Below are 20085 nucleotides of genomic sequence, written 5' to 3' on the forward strand. Positions count from 1 at the left end.
TGCGGGGCGCATGCTTAAAGAAAACGAGGGACGGAAATGAAAGATCTGGCTGGCAAGACGGCATTCGTAACAGGCGCAGCATCAGGCATTGGGCTCGGCATCGCCACAGCGCTCGCTCAAGCGGGCGTCAAAGTGATGATGTGCGACATCGAAAAGGATGCGCTCGACACAGCCATCAGCAACCTCAAACAGACCAATGCGGATGTCGCCGGCGTGCTCGCCGATGTCTCGCTGAAGGATCAGTTACAGGCGGCTGCCGATGAAACGATCAAGCGCTTCGGCAAGGTCCATATCCTGGTCAACAATGCCGGCGTCGGCGGCGCAGGCGGCTATGGCCAGTGGAACGATGCGGCGTGGGACTGGACCATTGGCGTCAACCTCATGTCCGTCATCTGGGGCATCGAGATTTTTGGCCCGCTGATCGAATCGCATGGCGAAGGCGGCCAGATTGTTTCAACGGCCTCGATGGCCGGCCTCGTCGCCGCTGTCGCGCCCGCCTACAACGTCACCAAATACGGCGTCGTGGCCCTCTCGGAGGGCCTGCGCCCGGAGCTCGCCCTGCGCGGCATCGGCGTCTCCGTTCTCTGCCCGGGCTTCATCCGCACGAAAATCATGGAATCAGGCCGCAACCTGCCCGGCCGGTATAATGACAAGATCGATATGGAAGCTGCAGCGGCCGAAGCGAACAAATCCGAATTCGCCCAGATGGCGGCCGACCTTATCAACAAGGGTATCGATCCGCTCTATGTTGGCGAACTGGTGCGGGAAGGCATTGAGGAAGATTGGCCGTACATCTTCACTGACAACATGTTCGAGTCAGGTGTGGATGAGCGTTTTGCGGCGATCAAGGCAGGCTTTGACAGGATCCGTGACCGGACACTGCGTCACTAGAACTCGATTTCGGCGCCTACGAGTTCCGGCAATTGCAGAACGATCAGGAGGTCGCGCATTTCCTGGCGCGCAGCCACGTGGCTCATCGTGAAGGACACATTCGAGCCCTTCTCGGTGAGGTCCAGCAGGGTGAGGCCTGCCGGGAAGAGCTCCCGGTAGATCACGCGCTCGGAAAGGCCCGGCGCGAGGCGGAAGCCGATGCGCTTGGAGAGATTCTCAAGCGCTTCGCCGACGCGTTCCTTGTTCTTGGCCGCCAGCGGCGACATGCGGTTACGCATCACGATCCAGTCGATCGGACGGCGGCTCGCCTGTGCCTTCTTCTTGCGGCACGACCAGACCATCTCGGAATAGAAGCTCGGCCGGATGACTTCCAGCGTCTGCGGGTTCACGTCGCCCAAAAGGTCAAAGTCGACGAAGCTGTCATTCAGCGGTGTGATCAGGCTGTCGGCGCTGACATGCGCAAGGCGCGACAGGAACGTGTCACCGCCGGGCGCATCGACCAGCACGAAGTCACAGGCTTTCTTGAGGCGTGCGAGGCTGGAGAGGAAACGCTCGGTTTCTTCCGCTTCGGCCTTGTCGAGATCGCGCTCGGTGCTGGCATCGACGCGGATGATTTCCGGCATCGGCAGCTTTGCGCCGGTGGACTGCATCCAGCGCAGGCGGTTTTCGAGATAGCGGGTCAGGGTACGCTGGCGCACGTCGAGGTCAACGATGCCCACCTTCTTGCCCATGCGCATCAGCGCGACGGACAGGTGCATGGAGACGGTCGACTTGCCCGCTCCGCCTTTTTCATTGCCGACGACAATTACACGCGCGTCGCGTTGCTGCACTGACATGTCCGGGACACCCACCTTACTTACCGGGGCGAATCCATCAGCGGGCATGTTGAGCGACTCCACACGTTCTCAGCGGTTAAAACAAACAAGGTCGAAGCCCTCAGGCGACGCGCGACACGCCTTCACTACCGCGACGTGTCGCAGCTGGCATATACATCGGTGCGTCCTCAAAGAGGTAGGCATCTTCGGTCGGCGCGGGACCATAGCTTGCAGCCATTGGCTCGCCGTCGAAGAGGAATGCGTCACCGACGAGCGCGCCGAATGGAGCCTCTTCCGGAATGGCATCATAAACTGGCGCATGCGCCGAAATCTGTGTGAGCAGTGACCGCAATCCGCTGAGCGCGCCGGACACGCGCGACATCTCACGCGAGAAGACATGCGCATCAGCCGAAACCGGCGTGACGCGACCTTCAAACATCCAGTCGTCCGACATATCTTCAGGTGCGAATGACCTGATCCTCGGCTCTGGCGCCGTGGCTTCAAGTGTTTTGAACCTGCCAGCAGCGACCCGAAGGGCTGCAGAAAGCGCGAAAGACTTAATCGGAGCGAGGATGCGGTGTGTCATGGGTTTAAAAATCCCCCGTTTGGGTTAACAACTCGTTTACTTCATAGCCAGTCGGGGCCTTTTCAAAGTGAATTCGAGTACAGGTAAACCGGTCGCGGTCGTTCGCACGCGCGCCGAGCTAGGACAGCTGATCCGGGCATGGAAACAGGCAGGCGAGACGGTCGGTTTCGTGCCCACAATGGGCGCTCTTCATAGGGGGCACCTCTCCCTCGTTGAAAAGGCACGGGAAAAGGCCTCGCGAACCGTCGCCAGCATCTTCGTGAACCCGACCCAATTCGCTCCCGGAGAGGATTTCGACACCTATCCGCGCGACTCCGACGCCGATATTTCGAAGCTCGCATCGGTCGGGTGCGACCTCGTTTATTTGCCAACAGTTGAAGAGATGTATCCCGACGGAAACACCACGAACGTGCGCGTGGAAGGCATGTCGGACCTGCTGGACGGCGTCTACAGGCCCCATTTCTTCTATGGTGTGGCCACCGTGGTCGCGCGCCTCTTCATTCATGTGCAACCAGACGTCGCCGTGTTCGGCGAGAAGGACTACCAGCAGCTGCAGATCATTCGTCGCATGGTGCGTGACCTCGGATTTCCTGTGGAAATCATCGGGGGAGAGACCACACGGGATGCTGACGGCCTCGCCCAGTCATCGCGCAACCTCTACCTGACCGCCGATGAGCGAATCGCGGCGGGCGCCCTGCAGGCCGCTTTGCATCGCGCGTCGGTACGGCTGGCGATCGGGGTGACGCCATCCGTGGCGCTGGACGAAGCGCGCGCCCTCGTGACGGCGGCCGGGTTCCGGAAACTGGACTATATCAGCCTGGTCGATCCGGACACGCTGCTGGACCTGCCGGATGCGCCGCTGGCACCGGGCACGGTCGCGCGGCTGCTGGGCGCGGCGTGGATGGGCAAGACCCGCCTCATCGACAATATCAGTGCGACGCGGTGAAATCCTTCAGCGCGGCCAGCACGGCCTCGTTATCCTCGGCTGAGCCTACGCTGATGCGCAGGCGCGTCGGCAGGCCGTAGCCACCCACAGCGCGCACAAGGATGTCACGCGCCTTCAGCCATTCATTCGCCGCCGCCGCGCGTTCAGCCGTCCCGAAGTCGGGAATAACGAAGTTCGCGTGCGACTGCGGTGTGGGCAGCCGCATCGCCTTCAGCGCCTCAGTCAGCTTCGCCCGCCAGAGCGTATTGTGCTCGCGGCTCTTGGTCAGGAATTCCGTGTCGCCGATGCTGGCCATGCCAGCCGCCACTGCGAGACCATTCACGTTGAAGGGGCCGCGAATGCGCTGGAAAACCTCTGACACCTGCTGCGGCAGGTAGGCCCAGCCGAGGCGGGCTGCGGCGAGCCCATGGATCTTGGAAAAGGTGCGCATCATCACCGTATTACTGCGCCGGTCGACCAGGTCGCGGATCGCGGCCTCATACTCAGGGCTGACATATTCGGCATAGGCGCCGTCGATCACGAAGAGGACATGCGGCGGCAGGGCGTCCTGCAGGGCCGTCAGCGCCTCGACGGTCATCATCGTGCCCGTCGGGTTGTTGGGGTTCGCAAGGAACAGGATTTTCGTGCGCTCCGACACGCCTCCGAGGATGGCGTTGGCGCCAGCGGTCAGGTCAGTCTCGGGAACCGAAATGCATGTTGCCCCGTGTGACATGGCCGAGACGGCGTACATCGAAAACGCGTGCTCGGTCTGGAGGATCTCGTCGCCGGGCCCGGCATAGCACTGCGTCAGCAAGTGGATAATCTCGTCAGAGCCAGACGAGACCGCAATCCGGTTCGGATCGGCAATGCCGGTTGCCGCAGCGATGGCCTCGCGCAGCGCACCATAGCCCGGATCAGGATAGACGTGGACGCTGGCCGCAGCCTCGCGCATGGCCTCGATGGCCTTGGGGCTCGGCCCGAACGGGTTCTCGTTGGAGGCCAGCATGGCCACGCGCCCCTTGGCACCGGCCAGCTTGCCGCCGGGCACATAGGGTTTGATGTTCAGGACATGCGGAAGAGGACGAATATCGGTCATGCCGCGCGGTTACACCAAAGCAGGCCACCGGGAAATGGCGATCTTTGACGCGCCGGGAATGCAGGAAGGCCGTCCCTTGCGAGACGGCCTTCGTAAGGAACACGATAGATGGCGCCTAGTTGACCGAGCCGTACTCGGCGCCCGCCTCAGTGAAATAGGCCCGCCAGAAGGCTTTCACGTCCGCCAAGGGCAGGTCGTAGATCTGCCGGGGCACGATGCGCGCGACGACCTGGACATGGTCCATGTGCGGCTTGGTCTCGGCCGCCTTGGAGCCAAGATAGGCATCATAGTCCGCGCCGACCTTGTAGAACGAGAAGCCATCGGAATGCTGCATCAGGTCCGACACGACCACGACGCGGCGGTTCTCGGCGCTTGATTGGAAGTCAGCCCGGTCGGCAATCGTATAGAGCGATTCAAACAAAGGCGAGCTTGGCTGGCGGGTGTCCTGAAGGGCCGTTTCGATCTCGGCTATCAGCGGCTTGTAGAAGGTCGACTGCCAGGTCTGCTCGATCATCTTGGGGTTCTGCGTGATCGGGTTGGCATCGGCAACGCTGCCCGGCGAGCATTTCACGAAGATGACCTTTGGATCATAGGGGCTCGCCGCGTTCGGCGTCATCACGGTAAGCCGGCCATACTTCGGCAGGGCGCGGGCTTCGGTATCGACGAACTCATGCACCCAGTCGAGGTCGTTCGGATTGAACGGATCTGACTGGTCCAGCAGGATGACGGTATGGGCGGGATCCTTGCGGTCCACGCGGCAGGCGGTTTCAGGCATGACGGACGGCGGAATGTTGAACGCCACCAGCGCGAACAGGCCGAATACGCCCGCCAGCATCGCGCCGATCATGCCACGCCAGAACCAGGGTCCTCTTTCGCGTCTTCTAGCCATTGTCTTGCCTCCTGCCGCCCGCTTTAGGCGCGGCGCGCTTCGTCCACGGATACGAAGGCCTTGCCAGCAGATTTGCCTTCACGGACCTTCTCGATTTCTTCGCCCACTTTCTTGTCGATGCTCGACAGTCCTTTCTGGACCTGCTGGATGTGTTGCTCCAGCCATTCGCGGGTCATGTTCAGTGCTTTCAGGTTCTGGTCGATGGCCTTGATCGCATCATTCGCCTGATCACGTTCCTTCGTATAATCGAAGGGCGGCAGTTGCGGCGTGACGATCTCGTCGAAATAGGCCGGGCATGCGGCCTGCTCGCCCAACTTGTCGCGCAGCTGGTTGCGGGCGCGGCGGTGGGCCTGACGGTAAGCCACTTTCAGCGAACGCTCTTGGTCAGCGGCCTTGGCGGCGATGGCCATGGCAATGTCGCGGCGGGCTTCGAGTTCGTTCAGCGCCTTCTCGATTTCACGCTTGGCAGATACGTGACGCGAGAGCTGTGTCTCAAACCACATGCGGCACTGGGTGAAATAGTCCGACAGGTCGTCGCGCACGTCGTTGCGCACCTGCTGGCGACGCTCATAGGCCTTGCGCTCCTTGCGCCAGACACGGCCATAGCCGGGGTAGCGGTCGGAGATGCGGTCATAGCCTTCGTAGACCGCGAGGCCGAACACGGTGAGGCCCATGAAAAGCAGGCCAAGCGCGATGAAGCTGTGCAGGCCGATAATGTTAGGGAACATGCCAGCGATCACATCGCCTGGCGCGATATTGAACATCGAGAATTCACCCATCGTGCCAGCAGCGGTCGCCGCGATCAGCCCGGTCTCAACGGCGTCGCGGAAATGCGCGACGAAGAAGTTGAGCAAAATACCGCTGGTTAGGCCTAAAGCCAGAACGACGCCGCCAATAACGCGCATGGCCATGTTGGGATGGTTCAGCGCATAGCGCATGCCGAAGAAGCCGGTGATGACACCCAAGCACACGTTCACGGCGCTGACGGCGAAGGCGATCATCAGGCCGCCAAGAAGACCGGAGGCCTGCGCATCCTTGAAGAGCAGCGCGTTGAAGCCGCCTTCAAGCAGCATGATGAAGACGAGGATCGCGACGGTCTGCTCGACATTCTTTTTAATGTCGGGCGTGCGGTCGCCGATCTTGTCGCCATGGCGGGCGCGGAACTGCTGGAGTTCCACGATAGCCGCCGAATGGCTCTGCTTGGCATCGCTGACATCATCGAGTTCGTAGTGACGATACTCGTTCTCTTCCGACTTGATCGCCTCGCGCAGCTGATCGGGATAGATGTCGATGGGCGTGCAGTCATGAATGAAGTTACGCACGCTCGCTGCGGTCGTGCTGAGCCAGGTGGTGAGCCCCCGGCGCACGGATTCCGCGCGTTCTGCAATTTGCTGTTCGCGTTCGCTCCACTGGTCCTGCGTAATCGCATCGGACGCAGGGATGGCGTCTGCGGCATCTTTCTTGGCGTCGCGCTTGGTCAGCGCGCGGTTGAAGCCGAGCTCGCCTTCGGCCAGCTTACCCTTCAGGCCAAACTCCGACATGTCAGCTTTCGGGTCGAGCGGCTTGATTTTCGACTGACAGCCGACGTCTGCGCCCCAGCGCACAGTTTTCTTCAGCATTGTATCACCTCTTAACAACGGAAGGCTTGGTATTAACCTTCGCCCACAATGCGCCGGACCCGTAAACTAAGCCCTAAAGCCGCATCATTCTTGCAGATAGGTAATGATGGTTAACGCGCGGCCCGCAACTTGGGACCTCTGTGTTAATTTTCCGAAAGTATTCAAACAATTGGGTTAACTAAAACAGCCGCAGCATGCCCTTTCGGGCCCGCTGCGGCCGTAAGATTTTGCTAAGGCTTGCTGAACTTTTTACAGCGCCTCCCGGAACAGATTTTACAGAATGCGCGTAGCAGCGCCCTAATTGGCCGATGCAGGCGCCATCACATCGGGAATTTCGGTAAAGGGCTCGATGCCAAAATACGGATAGATTTCGGTTGGGAAGTAAATCGTCCCATCCTTGGATACGAGTTTGATCGTCTTGATCGCCTTCAGGTCTTCGACCGGGTTGCCGGGGACAAGGAAGAAGTCCGCTTTCTTACCGGGCGTGATTGAACCAACCTTATCGCCGAGCTTCACATAGTCGGCCGCTTCCTGGGTTGCGCGCGCCAGGATTTCGGCCGGGGTGAAGCCGACATTCTGATAGAGCTCCAATTCACGGTGCAGGGTAAAGGCCCCGCCCATGTCGGTGCCCATCAGGATGAAGATGCCGCGATCCTTCATGCGCTTCAGCGTGCCGGTGATCTGGTCGAAGGCGCCGGCATAGGCTGCATCGTCTTCCGGCGTTTCAATATTGGACCAGGCCGCGCGGGCATCGCGCTGCTCGCCGACGGGCATATGATCGATATAATCCACCACACCAGCCTGCACTTCGCCGTTGCGGGAGAGAAGCAGCGCTTCGTGAATCTCATAGGTCGGGTCGATGGCAACATTATTCTCGACCATAAGGTCGAGCGTGTGCTGGACCTGCGGGCTGTCCAAGTCGACCTTTGGCAGGCGCTGCAGGGCGGTGAGGCGCAGGAGGGTGCGCGTGTCTTCGGTGGGCTCAAGCACCCAGCCGAGCATGACCTGGTTGATGTGGGTCATCTCATCATAACCGGCTTCGATCATGGTATTGGCATTGGTGAAGGCCGGGACATGGCCGGTGACACCGAGGCCGCGCTTGCGGGCTTCAGCGACCATGGCAGGCACCCAGTCCGGGTTGATCGAGTTGTAGATCTTGATCTGGAAATAGTCGCCCTGGTCAGCATACCAGTCGACGGCGGCGACGGCTTCTTCCTTGCTGGAGACGAGCATGCCGTTATTGGAGTTGAACGGGCTCTTGCCCTCAATGAAACCGTTCCTGACGATGCGCGGGCCGGCGAGCGTTCCGTCGTCGATCTTGCCAATCAGTTCGGCCAGTTTCGCATTGTCATTGCCCATGTCGCGGATCAGCGTGACACCGGCGGCGATGTTGAGCAGCGCATCGTCCTGGCCAACATGGCCGTGCATGTCTGTGAGGCCGGGGATCAGGGTTCCGCCATTGCCATCTATAATGGTCTCGTCGGGATGGCTGACATTGGCCGCTTCGATCGCCTTGATCGTGGTGCCTTCGACGAGGACGGAGACCGGGCCGGTCAGCGCCTTCTTCACCGGATCGAAGATGCGCACGTCGGCGATGCGGACGGGCGTGCCGTAATTATGGGCGGTCCTGGTCTGGATCGTCTCATAGCGCTCTGAGGCAAGGCGCGTGGCAAGATTGGTGAGCTGGGCCTCGGCGCCTTCATAGCCTTTGCGGATGACGAGGAAGCGTGGGCTGATGACGGCGAAGAAGGCGTCATTAGCGTCCATCAGGAAATAAGTCGGGTCTAGGCTTTCGCCGGTCAGGGCATAGGCCGTGGTGCCGATGGGCTCGGGACCGCCTTCAACGGTGACGTCTTCGAGGGCCTCAAGGTGGAGAGCACCTGCCGGATAGGCGGCGAGAGTCTGGTCATCATCGGCCAGGAGCGCGTGGGCGTAGACTGCGAGCGCATAGGGCGAGGCATTCTGGGCGATGTAGATTTTCGCTTCGTCAGCGTCGGCCATGCCCGGGCCCGTCGTATCGACCCAGCGGGCGGTGCCATCATCAAGGGCGAAGGTTTCGGTGACCTTGTTGCCGAACGTGGTGTTGCCATCGACGGTCCAGCTTACGGGTAATCCGTCCTCGCCCAGGAGAATGGTTTCGGCCATGGTCGGCCCGCGGCCATTGTTGCGGTATTCATAGTCGACCTTGATGCCGGGGCCTGTGGTCACGGCGGTCATCTCGCCGATATCGGCGCCGAAGAGGCGGACCGTATAGGCCTCGGTCACCGGCTCCGGAGCCTCAGGCGCTTCGGCCTCGACGATGGTTGCGGGCGCGACTTCCGCCTCGTGAGCACAGCCGCCGAGAAAGAAGGCGCCGCCCAGCGCCATAAGTGTGAGCCGGTTGATCATCGCGTTTCCTCTGCCGTACCGCGCGCCCTTGCGGCGCTTTCAGCGGATTAGGTGGCACAGATGATCAGAGGAATCCAGATTATGGGCAAATGTTTGCGACGCCTGTGAAGGCGCTTGGAGGTGAAGTTTGGGTTTTCAGGATGGTGTTCGCGGTCAGGTGTCCGGCAGCGGCAGCAAGCAAGCCCGTGCCCCCTGCGCAGGCAGGGGCGCGGGCGTGCGACTGGCCGGGATTCGCCGCCCCTGCCTGCGCAGGGGACACGGGCTGATTGTTTCGGCAGCCAGAGCAAGTCTCAGGCGAGGCGAGACCGGTGCCCGAAAACACCCCGAACGATGCCCGGACAGGTCGTCTGATACCCGGATAAGGACGGCGTGACCTGTTTTGCTGAGCCCCCAGAACATTTGCGAGCCCGGGCCGCCATTGACCTGGAACCAGTCCATCAGGCGCTGAATCCGGAAATAGATCACCGGCCAGATCAGTACGAGGTACCAAGGCAAGCCCTGCATGGGGCGGAAGAGGCTGTAGTCCGGCATCGTCGCTATTATACGTCAGCCGGAAGGGGGTGGGGAAAGATTGGAGAACTGTGCCCCCAATACACAAGCATCTCCAGCATGCATCTCGTCTACATAAGTCCTGTTGATCTGAGAATGACTTGCATTTACAGACGGGGTAAATTGACTGGATTGGTGAAGAAAATGATGAATTCCGCTGGCTGGAAATGGGCGCTCACGGGCGTGGCGCTTGGCGCATTGTCTGTCTCTGCTTCTGCGCAGGAGGATTCGTCGTCAGATGCGTCTGCGCGCGTGCTCGACACCGTAACCGTGACGGGGTCTGCCTCGCAGGTGGAATTGCTGGAAGAATATGCTGGCGGCCAAGTGGGGCGCGGTGGCCGTGCCGGACTATTGGGAAATCTCGACTATCTCGACGCGCCTTTCTCAGGCACGACCTACACGGCCGACCTCGTGTCGGCGCAGCAGTCCGACAGCGTTGGCGACGTGCTGCAGAACGACCCTGTCGTGCGCGTGGCCAAAGGCTTCGGAAACTTTCAGGAAGTCTACATCGTGCGCGGCTTTCCGGTGTATTCAGACGATATAACGCTGAATGGCGTCTACGGCATTCTGCCCCGCCAATATGTGGCGGCCGAGCTGTTCGAGCGGGTGGAAGTGTTCCGCGGCGCCAACGCTTTCATCAATGGCGCAGCGCCGGGCGGTAGCGGCGTTGGCGGCACGATCAACCTTGTTCCCAAGCGCGCGCCCGATGGTGGCGTGCGGCGTGCGACAATCGGCTTCGAGAGCGACAGCCAGGTTTATGCCGCCCTTGATCTCGGCACACGGTTCGGGACCAGCGAAGAATGGGGCGTTCGCATGAACGCGGTGCGGCGCGAGGGCGAAACTTCGATCTCCGGCCAGGAGCGCGAACTGTCTGTCATCTCGCTTGGCACGGACTATGCCGGCGAGCGCTTCCGCTTCTCGGCTGACGCGGGCTACCAGAAAAATCATATCGATGCGCCGCGCCCGCAGGTGACACCATTGGGCGACGTACCTGATGTGCCGGATTCCGACGTCAACTATGCCCAGCCATGGACCTATACGGACGAAGAGCAACTGTTCGCCGTGGCGCGCGGCGAATATGACGTAACAGACAATATCAGCGTTTGGCTCGCCGGTGGCGTGCGCAATGGCGAGGAAGCCAATGTGCTGGCCAATCCCAGTGCGGCGGCCGATGGCAGCCTGACCGCTTACCGTTTCGACAACACGCGCGAGGATGACGTTCTCTCGTTCGACACGGGCGCACGCGCGACATTCGATACAGGGCCTGTGGGCCACAGCCTCGTCGTATCCGCCTCGACCATCAAGGTTGAGTCGAAGAACGCCTATGCATTCTCCAGCTTTGCCACGCCGTTTGCGAGCGATCTCTACAACCCTGTGGCCGTCGCCGCGCCTGTGCCGGACTTCTTCCTTGGCGGCGAACTGAACGATCCCCTGAAGACCGAGGAGGTCGACAATCAGAGCTATGCCATCGCGGACACGCTGTCCTTCATCGAGGGTCGCCTTCTGGCCACGATTGGCGTGCGGCATCAGGACATCGAGACAACCTCGTTCGACTATAATTCCGGTTTGCGCCTTTCTGGATATTCCGACAGCGCGACCACACCCGCCTTCGGTCTCGTCTACAAGCTGAGCCCTGCCATTTCGCTGTATGGCAACTATGCTGAAAGCCTGCAGCCGGGAAGCATTGCCCCCAGCACCAGTGGCGGCGTGGCCATCCTCAATGCTGGCGAGGTGCTGGAGCCATTCAAGGGCGAGCAGGTGGAAGCCGGCGTCAAGTATGATGGCGGCAATTTTGGCGGCACACTGAGCGTCTTTTCGCTAACGCGGCCTAATGCCATTGTGGTGAACCAGGTGTTTCAGTCATCCGGCGAGCAGGAGAATCAGGGCATTGAGCTCAGCGTGTTCGGTGAACCTGTTGACGGTTTCCGTCTGATTGGCGGCGCGACCTTCCTGGATACCGAACTGGCGAAGACCGAGGGTGGCGTGAACGAAGGCAATACCGTGATCGGCGTGCCGGAAACACAGGCAAACCTGAATGCCGAATGGGATGTACCAGCCCTAACCGGCCTGACGCTGGACGGCCGGATCGTGTTTACCGGCGAGCAATATGTGAACGAAACAAACACAACCGAGATCGATAGCTGGACACGGCTGGACTTTGGCGCCCGCTATACGCTGAACATGGCGGAACGCCCTGTCACGTTGCGTGCCCGTGTCGAGAACGTAACGGATGAAACCTACTGGGCCTCGACAGGTGGCTTCCCGGGTGCGAATTACCTGATCCAAGGCAATCCTCGCACGCTGATGGTATCGGCATCGATAGACTTCTAAGATGATCCGGCAGGCGCAATGAAATCATCGACGATCCGGGCATGGAGCCAGGTGCACACATGGACGAGCCTTGTGTGCACAGGTTTCCTGTTGATGCTCTGCCTCACCGGCTTGCCGCTGATCTTTCATGACGAGATTGACGATGCGCTGAACCCGGCGACATGGGAGGCCGCCCACCCCGATGGCCCCTTGCTGGACCTCGACGCGCTGCTCGCCGGTGCATTGGCACAACGGCCCGGCGAAGTGCCGATCTTCATGAGTTTTGATATCGACCGGCCGGTTGTGAACGTGACGACCGGACCAACAGCGGACGCCCCCGGCGGCGCGATGCACTTCGCGTCATTCGACCGGACGAGCGGCGCCCTTGTTCCGCCAGCGGATGTTGGCGGAGCGGTGATGGATTTCCTTCTGCAACTGCACACCGACATGTTCCTCGGTTTGCCGGGCATGTTGTTCCTCGGCGCAATGGGTACGCTGTTCGTTGCGGCGATCGTTTCCGGCGTGGTGCTGTATGCGCCGTTCATGCGGAAGCTTGAATTCGGCACTGTCCGCCGTGGCCAGTCGACCCGGCTGAAATGGCTCGATTATCATAACCTGCTCGGCGTGGTGACGGTAGCCTGGGTCATCGTGGTCGGCCTGACGGGGGTCATGAACACGCTGGCAACGCCAATCATCGATAACTGGAAAACGCATGAACTGGCTGATCTGGTGGCGCCTTATGCCGATGCACCGCAACCGGCTGTCTACGCATCACTGGACGCTGCGGTAAACCGTGCCGTTGCCGAAGCGCCGGGCATGGAGTTGCAGTTCGTGGCATTCCCGGGCAGTGGCTTTTCCACCGACTACCATTACGCCATCTTCCTTCATGGCCAGACGCCGCTGACTGAACATATCATCGCGCCAGCACTGGTAAGCGCCGACGATGGCAGCTTTGCAGGCATGCGAGAAATGCCCTGGTACGTGAAGGCGCTATCCCTGTCAGGACCGCTGCATTTTGGCGACTATGGCGGGCTGTTCCTGAAAATGGTCTGGGCCGTGCTCGACGTGATCACGATCATCGTTCTGGCAAGCGGGATGTACTTGTGGGTGGCACGGGTGCGGGCGAAGCGCCCTGTGGCGGGCCGCGGGCCGGTGACATCCGCATGAAACGCAAGGCCAGCCTTGGGCAGATTTTTGCCGTGCCAGCCTCGCTGTTCGTGATCGGCCTGACGGGCCTGGTGTGGGCCTTGCTGGTGGACGGACCGCAGGACATTCTGGCGGGACTGGCCGTAGCGTCGTCACTCGGCGTCCTGATATGGGCCCTTGTGCGGAAAAGGTGACGGGGAAAGCCAAAGCGCCTTCCCCGCCATATTTCATCAGGCCATTTCGATGATCGTGACGTTGGCGACGCCGCCGCCTTCGCACATGGTTTGCAGGCCCCAGCGCTTGTTACGGGCCTTGAGGCCGTAGATGAGCGTGGTCATCAGCTTGGTGCCGGTGGCGCCGAGCGGGTGGCCGAGGGCAATGGCGCCGCCATTGACGTTGAGCTTGTCCGGGTCAGCGCCCGTGTGCTTGGCCCAGGCCATGGGGATGGACGCGAAGGCTTCGTTGACCTCATAGAGATCAATATCGCCGATCTTCAGCCCAGCGCGGGCGAGTGCCTTGTCGGTGGCGAAGAGCGGCTCTTCCAGCATGATGACCGGATCGCCAGCGGTGACTGTGAGATTGTGGATGCGCGCGAGCGGCGTCAGGCCGTAGCGCTTCACGGCTTCCGCTGAAGCGACGAGGACTGCGGACGACCCGTCGCAGATCTGGCTGGATGTGCCGGCGGTAAGGATGCCGCCTTCGGCCATGGTTTTCAGGCCAGCGAGGGCCTCTTTCGTCGTGCCGGGGCGGATGCCTTCATCGACCGTATGCATTTCGATCTCGCCTTCGGGCGTGACGATTTCCACAGGCACGATCTCGTCCTTGAAGGCGCCGGCCTCGGTGGCCGCAGCCGCGCGGCGCTGGCTCTCGACGCCGAAGGCATCGGTGTCGTCGCGCGTGAAGCCATGCTTCTTGGCAACCATTTCAGCGCCGACGAACTGGCTGAAGCCCTTCACGCCATATTTTTGTTTGATGGCATCAGAGATGGGCGAGATGCCGGAGCCCGGTAGGTAGTTCGACCCCATGATGGCGCGCGACATGGATTCCACGCCGCCTGCGATGACGACATCCTGCGTGCCGGACATGATGGCCTGCGCGGCGAACTGGATTGCCTGCTGGGACGAGCCGCACTGGCGGTCGATGGTGACGGCGGGGACGCTGTCGGGCAGGCCCGAGGCGAGCACGGCCATGCGGCCAACCTGGCCAGCCTGTTCGCCAGCCTGCGTGACGCAGCCGAAGATAACGTCTTCGATGACAGACGGGTCAATGCCGGCGCGGGCGACCACAGCATCAAGCGCGCGGGCGCCGAGATCGTTGGCGTGGATGCCCGAAAGGCGGCCATTGCGGCGGCCCCCGGCGGTGCGCACGGCGGCGCAGATATAGGCTTCAGCCATGGGTGTTTTCCTTCCTTTGTGCCGGTATTCCGACGGTGTTTGATAACGATGGGAGGAATGTAGGCGGGTTTCCCTTAGGGGCAGCAAGGGGGTGTTTCGGGTCGGTTCGTCCGAGTGGGTTCGCCGAGCCGCTTGACGGAGCCGGGCGCCAGTGGAACCTAGCCTGCATGCTGAAACACCCTGCCCGCCCCGCCACCGCCGCGATGCTGATTGCCTCGTTTTTCCTTTCCGTCCCTGTGGCCAGTGCCGAAGAGGCCGGCCCAGTCAGGACCATCTATGCAGATGCCACGCTGATCGACGGCACCGGCGGCCCGGCCCTTGAGCATCAGGACATCGTGGTCGAGGGCGAGCGCATTCTCGCCGTCGTGCCGCACGGGGAAGCGCCGCAGGAGGCGACGCCCGCCATTATCGTGAACCTCGCAGGGCGGTACGTGATGCCCGGCCTGATCGACACGCATGTCCATATGGCGACGCCGCCCGCCCCGGCCATGGCACGCGCCATGCTGCGCCGGAACCTCTATGGCGGGGTGACCGCCGTGCGGGACATGGCGGACGATGTGCGTTCGGTCGCCGAACTCGCACGGGAGGCCCGCTACGCGGAGATTGCGGCGCCGGATATCTACTATGTCGCCCTCTTCGCCGGACGGCCTTTCTTCGCAGACCCGCGGGTCGCGGCGGCCAGCATGGGATATGCGCCCGGCACCGCGCCCTGGATGCAGGCCATCGACGCGGAAACGGACCTGAAAGAGGCCGTGATGCTCGCCCGGGGCACCGGCGCCACAGCGATAAAGATCTATGCTGACCTGCCGCCTGAGCTTGTGGCCGCGATCACTGCGGAAGGGCACCGGCAGGGCCTGAGAGTGTGGGCTCACAGCGCCGTGTTCCCGACGCGCCCGGCCGAGGGGATCGATGCGGGCGTCGATACGGTCAGCCATGTCTGCTACCTCGCGTATGAGGCGGGCCCGGCGATGCTAGCGGCCTATGAGGACCGCACCCCGGTTGACGAAGCCTATCTGGAACAGCCGGAAGACCCTGTGATGGCGGGCCTCTATGCCAGCATGCTGGACAAAGGCACCATCCTTGATGCGACGGGCAGCCTGTTCGTGTTGCAGGAGGCGATACGCAAGGCAGACCCGCACGCGAAGCCGCTGCGCTGCACCGGCGCGGCCACGATACGGCTGACGCGGCAGGCCTGGAAGGCGGGCGTGCCGATCTCGACCGGGACGGACACGGTGTCCGGCGCAGAGAGCGACTGGCCGGATGTGTTCGACGAGCTGGTCTTCCTGGCGCAGGACGTTGGCATGCCAGCCCTTGAGGTGATCCATTCGGCGACCGATGTCGGCGCGCGGGCCATTGGCGTTGAGGCGGAGATGGGAACGGTGGCGCCCGGCAAGCTCGCGAATTTCGTGGTTCTGGCAGATGACCCGCTGGCGGACATTCAGAACATCCGCTCCGTCGAGATGACCGTGAAGCGCGGGGCACAATACCGCCGGGCAGACTATGTGCCGGTGACCGAGGCGGAGATGGCCGATGGCAATTGATCGCAGGGCCTTCCTGGCTGGCGTGGCGGCCGTATCGGGCTGCGCTGCGGCGGGCCCGCGCGTGGCGACGGGCACAGCGGCCAGCAAGAACGACATGATCGTGGTCAACGCGCTTGGTGGCCTCGGTGATCCGAACCATCCGAGCGATGGCAATGTGCCGGATGTGTCGCCGCGCGTACTGGCTGAGGCGCACGCCTCGGGCCTGACGGCCGTGAACGTCACGCTCGGCTATGTTGCGGGGCCCTTCGATCCTTACGAATACTCCGTGAACGAAATTGCCGCGACGGACGCGCTGGTGCGCGCGCATTCGGGCGACCTGATGAAGGTCTACAGTGCCGCAGATATTCGCCGCGCAAAGGATGAGGGCAAGATCGGCCTTATCTATGGCTTCCAGAATGGCGCGATGATGGGCGAGACACCGGAACGGGTGGACACGTTTGCGGCGCTCGGCGTGCGCGTCTTCCAGCTTACCTACAACCCGGCCAACCTTCTCGGCGACGGATCCATGGCGCCGAAGAACCGGGGCCTCACGCCGCTCGGCCGCGACGTGATCGCGCGCTGCAATGCGAACCGCGTGATGGTGGACCTGTCGCACAGCGGGGAACAGACTTGCCTCGAGGCGACGCTCGCCTCGGAACAGCCGATCTCGATCAATCATACGGGCTGCCGCGCGCTGACGGACCTGCCGCGCAACAAGACCGATGCGGAGCTGCGCCAGGTGGCCGAGCGGGGCGGCTTTGTCGGCATCTATTTCATGCCCTTCCTGAACTCGACTGGCCACGCAACCGCCGAAGACGTGGTGGCGCATCTCGCGCATGCGGTGAACATCTGCGGCGAAGACCATGTCGGAATCGGCACGGATGGCAGCGTGACGCAGATCGACGACCTCGCCGCCTATGAGGCCGTGCTGGCGAAAGAGATCGCCGAGCGGCGCGCCGCAGGCATCAGCGCTGCGGGCGAGCGGCCCGACACCTATCCGTTCGTCGCGGACCTGCGCGGGCCGGAGCAGTTCCGCAAGCTGCAGGGCCTGCTCGCCGCGAAGGGATGGCGTGAGGCCCGGATCGAGAAGATCATGGGGCTGAACTTCCTGCGCTACGCGGAGACGATCTGGGGCGCTTGAGGGCGGGGAATCCTTAGGGTCTTCCCAACACTTTCTCGAGGAGAAGGGTGGTGAGATTGCTGTTCCATTCAAGGTCCGGATAGCGGTCTTTTTCAATGTATCCGCGCGCGGCGTAGAAGGCCTGGCTCCGCGTGTTGAATGTGTCAGTTTCGAGCCGGGCCGTGGCGAAACCGGCGCGGGCGATTTCGGCTTCGGCGAGGTCCATCAGCGCGGTGCCCGCGCCGCTGCGCGCATGGGCGGAATGGATGTGGAGGGCGTGGACGAAATCATCGTGCCAGTCGACGAGGCCGATAACGGCGCCCGCGCGGGTCGCCACATGGAAGAGATGGCCGCGCTCGGTGACATAGGCGGCGGGGCGGTTGCCTTGCTGATAGGCGGTGACGGCAGCGCGCGTGACCTGCGGGCGCCAAGTGGACTCGAACGTGTCGTGCAGGATGGCGACGAAGGCGGCCCTGTCTGCGGGAAGCGCGGGGCGGATGTGGAGATCAATCTGCATAGAAATAGGAAACAGTCTTATCTTTGGGAGAGACGAGAATGTGTCCGTTCCGGGAAGCGGCGTAATAGCTGCCGGAAACCAGCATCTGACGCCGCATTTCCGCTTTCCAGTCATCACTAAGATTGGAACACTTCAACGCGCTGTACCACGCGAACGCCCCTTCATTGATTTTCACGTCATGCGTTATGGGAGTCGGGCGCCATTGGCCGTAATAATTACTCTCACGGTATCTCGCATCCATCTGCTCGTACTGTCGTGGTCGCCGGATGCCTTCAAAGAAGGTGAGGCCCTGCGCGTCAATAGCGCGGGCGGAAGACGCCCGGAGCCGGAAGACCGCCCCAGAACAACCACCTCCCGGCAAACCAAGCCTGTCCGGCTTGTAGGCAAGCGTCTTGCCAATTTCGATGCTCGCAGGAACAACGCCTTGCCCCTGACGATTTTGGTTCGCCACGAACATTATAACAGTAGTCAAAACCGCGACTGCGACGATAGCCTGTAGAACTCGCGACGCCACGTCTTTGAACTTGCCTCTGATTTTTGGCGCAGATGGCTGAATCATGGAGACTATCCTCTCATGAACAAGCAGCGAAAGCCCCACGCGCCCCACCCCATGAGCGCGCCCACAAGCGCGATCAGCACCATTCCTATGATCGAAATGTCGAACCCGATGGTATAAGTGTGCGTATAAAAAATGGTCGCCCCGAGAGCGCCGAGGACAGCTAGCACCATGCCTCCGACGATCCAGTAGACGACCATTGATTATGTCCTTCGGCGAAGCCCTAAAGAGGAATGTTGTCGTGTTTCTTCCAGGGGTTCTCGAGCTGCTTGGTGCGCAGGGTGCGGAGGGATTTGGCGATGCGTTTGCGGGTCGAGTGCGGCATGATGATGTCGTCAATATAGCCCTTGCGGGCGGCGACATAAGGATTGGCGAAGTTGTCTTCGTATTCCTTGGTGCGCGCGGCGATCTTGTCCTTGTCGCCCAGTTCCTTGCGGTAGATGATCTCGACCGCGCCCTTGGCGCCCATCACGGCGATCTCGGCCGTGGGCCAGGCATAGTTCACGTCGCCGCGCAGGTGCTTCGAACTCATCACATCATAGGCGCCGCCATAGGCCTTCCGTGTAATGACGGTGACTTTCGGCACGGTGGCTTCGGCATAGGCGAAGAGCAGTTTGGCGCCATGCTTGATGAGGCCGCCATATTCCTGCTTGGTGCCCGGCATGAAGCCCGGCACGTCAACGAAGGTGACGACAGGAATGTTGAAACAGTCGCAGAAGCGTACGAAGCGGGCCGCCTTGCGGGAGGCATCGATATCGAGCACGCCCGCGAGCGTCATCGGCTGGTTGGCGACGAAGCCGACCGTGGAGCCTTCGATGCGGCCAAAGCCGCAGATGATGTTGGCGCCGAAATTCGGGCTGATCTCGAAGAAGTCGCCTTCGTCGGCGACCTTGGAGATCAGTTCCTTCATGTCATAGGGCGTGTTCGGGTTTGGCGGGATCAGCGTGTCGAGGCTGTTCTCCACGCGGTCCACCGTGTCGTGCACGGGGCGCACGGGCGCCTCTTCGCGGTTTGACAAAGGCAGGAAGTCGATCAGGCGGCGCATTTGCGTCAGCGCCTCAATGTCGTTCTCGAAGGCGCCGTCGACGACACCGGACTTGTTGGCATGAACGGAGGCGCCACCGAGGGTCTCGTGGGTGACTTCCTCATTGGTGACGGTTTTCACCACGTCAGGGCCAGTCACGTACATGTAGGACGTGTCCTTCACCATGAAGATGAAGTCTGTCAGCGCGGGCGAGTAGACGTCGCCGCCGGCACACGGGCCCATAATGACGGAAATTTGCGGGATGACGCCCGAGGAGAGGACGTTTTCCATGAAGATGTCGGCATAACCGGCGAGCGAATCAACGCCCTCCTGGATGCGCGCGCCGCCTGCATCAAAGATGCCGACAACGGGCGCGCCGTTCTGCACGGCCATTTTCTGGACTTTGACGATCTTCGCCGCGTGGGCCTTGGAGAGCGAGCCGCCGAAGACGGTGAAGTCTTTCGAGAAGACGTAGACGAGGCGGCCATTGATGGTGCCTTGGCCTGTGATAACGCCGTCGCCGGGAATTTTTTGCTCTTCCATGCCGAAATCGGCGCACTGGTGTTCCACGAACATGTCGAATTCTTCGAAACTGTTCTCATCGAGCAGGACAGCGACGCGTTCACGGGCAGAAAGCTTGCCCTTCTCGTGCTGTTTCTCGATCCGCGCGGCACCGCCACCTTGGCGTGCGACTTCGCGGCGTGCTTCCAGAGCGTCGATTACATCCTGCATGAGGGGGC

At 61.6% G+C, this 20085-nt stretch carries 19 protein-coding genes; 7 read left to right on the forward strand and 12 right to left on the reverse strand.

Going from position 1 to position 20085, the window contains the following annotated elements:
• Positions 1–36: 36 nt before the first annotated feature.
• A complete protein-coding gene (locus tag V7651_RS01170) occupies positions 37–891 on the forward strand; it encodes an SDR family NAD(P)-dependent oxidoreductase (protein ID WP_335611911.1) in 855 nt (284 codons plus the stop codon).
• Here the strand turns inward: V7651_RS01170 and V7651_RS01175 are convergent.
• Both V7651_RS01175 and V7651_RS01180 read right to left on the reverse strand, forming a co-directional pair.
• Complete coding sequence (locus V7651_RS01175; RefSeq protein WP_051614835.1) at positions 888–1727, reverse strand: division plane positioning ATPase MipZ; 840 nt, start codon at positions 1725–1727, stop codon at positions 888–890. The genes V7651_RS01170 and V7651_RS01175 overlap by 4 nt on opposite strands.
• A gap of 100 nt (positions 1728–1827) precedes the next feature.
• Positions 1828–2292: a hypothetical protein gene (locus tag V7651_RS01180; protein ID WP_035540836.1), complete on the reverse strand. Its 465-nt coding sequence runs from the start codon at positions 2290–2292 to the stop codon at positions 1828–1830.
• A gap of 67 nt (positions 2293–2359) precedes the next feature.
• Between V7651_RS01180 and panC the strand changes: the two genes are divergently transcribed.
• Complete coding sequence (gene panC, locus V7651_RS01185; RefSeq protein WP_335611912.1) at positions 2360–3238, forward strand: pantoate--beta-alanine ligase; 879 nt, start codon at positions 2360–2362, stop codon at positions 3236–3238.
• Here panC and hisC read toward each other — a convergent pair.
• The 5 genes from hisC to V7651_RS01210 form a co-directional block, all read right to left on the reverse strand.
• On the reverse strand, positions 3222–4313 hold the full coding sequence (hisC, locus tag V7651_RS01190) for a histidinol-phosphate transaminase (RefSeq protein WP_335611913.1): 1092 nt from the start codon (positions 4311–4313) through the stop codon (positions 3222–3224). The two genes, panC and hisC, sit on opposite strands and share 17 nt — an antisense overlap.
• Positions 4314–4428: 115 nt before the next feature.
• Positions 4429–5202, reverse strand: coding sequence for a hypothetical protein (locus V7651_RS01195; RefSeq protein WP_335611914.1), 774 nt, complete (start codon positions 5200–5202; stop codon positions 4429–4431).
• Positions 5203–5225: 23 nt separating this feature from the next.
• Positions 5226–6821 (reverse strand): cation:proton antiporter, encoded by a 1596-nt coding sequence (locus tag V7651_RS01200; RefSeq protein WP_035540830.1) that lies wholly within the window; start codon positions 6819–6821, stop codon positions 5226–5228.
• A gap of 297 nt (positions 6822–7118) precedes the next feature.
• On the reverse strand, positions 7119–9209 hold the full coding sequence (locus V7651_RS01205; protein ID WP_335611915.1) for an amidohydrolase family protein: 2091 nt from the start codon (positions 9207–9209) through the stop codon (positions 7119–7121).
• A 153-nt stretch (positions 9210–9362) separates the two neighbouring features.
• A complete protein-coding gene (locus V7651_RS01210; protein WP_335611916.1) occupies positions 9363–9740 on the reverse strand; it encodes a hypothetical protein in 378 nt (125 codons plus the stop codon).
• A 162-nt stretch (positions 9741–9902) separates the two neighbouring features.
• Between V7651_RS01210 and V7651_RS01215 the strand changes: the two genes are divergently transcribed.
• From V7651_RS01215 to V7651_RS01225, 3 genes are read left to right on the forward strand one after another with little or no spacing between them, the layout of a single operon-like run.
• Positions 9903–12089, forward strand: coding sequence for a TonB-dependent receptor (locus V7651_RS01215; protein WP_335611917.1), 2187 nt, complete (start codon positions 9903–9905; stop codon positions 12087–12089).
• A gap of 18 nt (positions 12090–12107) precedes the next feature.
• A complete protein-coding gene (locus tag V7651_RS01220; protein WP_335611918.1) occupies positions 12108–13235 on the forward strand; it encodes a PepSY-associated TM helix domain-containing protein in 1128 nt (375 codons plus the stop codon).
• Entirely contained in the window at positions 13232–13408 is a 177-nt protein-coding gene (locus V7651_RS01225; protein ID WP_335611919.1) for a hypothetical protein, read from the forward strand. The genes V7651_RS01220 and V7651_RS01225 overlap by 4 nt, the downstream gene beginning before the upstream one ends.
• A 36-nt stretch (positions 13409–13444) precedes the next feature.
• Here V7651_RS01225 and V7651_RS01230 read toward each other — a convergent pair whose 3' ends face one another.
• Positions 13445–14608 (reverse strand): acetyl-CoA C-acetyltransferase, encoded by a 1164-nt coding sequence (locus V7651_RS01230; RefSeq protein ID WP_335611920.1) that lies wholly within the window; start codon positions 14606–14608, stop codon positions 13445–13447.
• Positions 14609–14775: 167 nt separating this feature from the next.
• On the opposite strand from V7651_RS01230, the gene V7651_RS01235 reads away from it, so the two are divergent.
• Together V7651_RS01235 and V7651_RS01240 are read left to right on the forward strand one after the other, a co-directional pair.
• Positions 14776–16149, forward strand: a complete 1374-nt coding sequence (locus V7651_RS01235; RefSeq protein WP_335611921.1) for an amidohydrolase family protein — start codon at positions 14776–14778, stop codon at positions 16147–16149.
• Positions 16139–17269 carry a dipeptidase gene (locus V7651_RS01240; RefSeq protein ID WP_335611922.1) on the forward strand — a complete coding sequence of 377 codons (1131 nt, stop codon included), beginning with the start codon at positions 16139–16141 and terminating at the stop codon, positions 17267–17269. The genes V7651_RS01235 and V7651_RS01240 overlap by 11 nt, the downstream gene beginning before the upstream one ends.
• 13 nt (positions 17270–17282) lie before the next feature.
• On the opposite strand, the gene V7651_RS01245 is transcribed toward V7651_RS01240, so the two are convergent.
• Genes V7651_RS01245 through V7651_RS01260 form a run of 4 tightly spaced genes read right to left on the reverse strand, consistent with a single transcriptional unit; the run spans position 17283 to position 20077 of the window.
• Complete coding sequence (locus V7651_RS01245) at positions 17283–17765, reverse strand: GNAT family N-acetyltransferase (protein WP_335611923.1); 483 nt, start codon at positions 17763–17765, stop codon at positions 17283–17285.
• The gene (locus V7651_RS01250) at positions 17755–18324 is read right to left on the reverse strand and encodes a hypothetical protein (RefSeq protein WP_335611924.1); all 570 of its coding nucleotides are present in this window, start codon (positions 18322–18324) and stop codon (positions 17755–17757) included. The genes V7651_RS01245 and V7651_RS01250 overlap by 11 nt, the downstream gene beginning before the upstream one ends.
• A 5-nt stretch (positions 18325–18329) precedes the next feature.
• Positions 18330–18521: a hypothetical protein gene (locus V7651_RS01255; protein ID WP_335611925.1), complete on the reverse strand. Its 192-nt coding sequence runs from the start codon at positions 18519–18521 to the stop codon at positions 18330–18332.
• A 23-nt stretch (positions 18522–18544) separates the two neighbouring features.
• A complete protein-coding gene (locus V7651_RS01260) occupies positions 18545–20077 on the reverse strand; it encodes an acyl-CoA carboxylase subunit beta (protein ID WP_335611926.1) in 1533 nt (510 codons plus the stop codon).
• Positions 20078–20085 lie beyond the last annotated feature (8 nt).

The sequence above is a fragment of the Hyphomonas oceanitis genome, from assembly GCF_036964545.1.
GTDB lineage: Bacteria > Pseudomonadota > Alphaproteobacteria > Caulobacterales > Hyphomonadaceae > Hyphomonas > Hyphomonas oceanitis.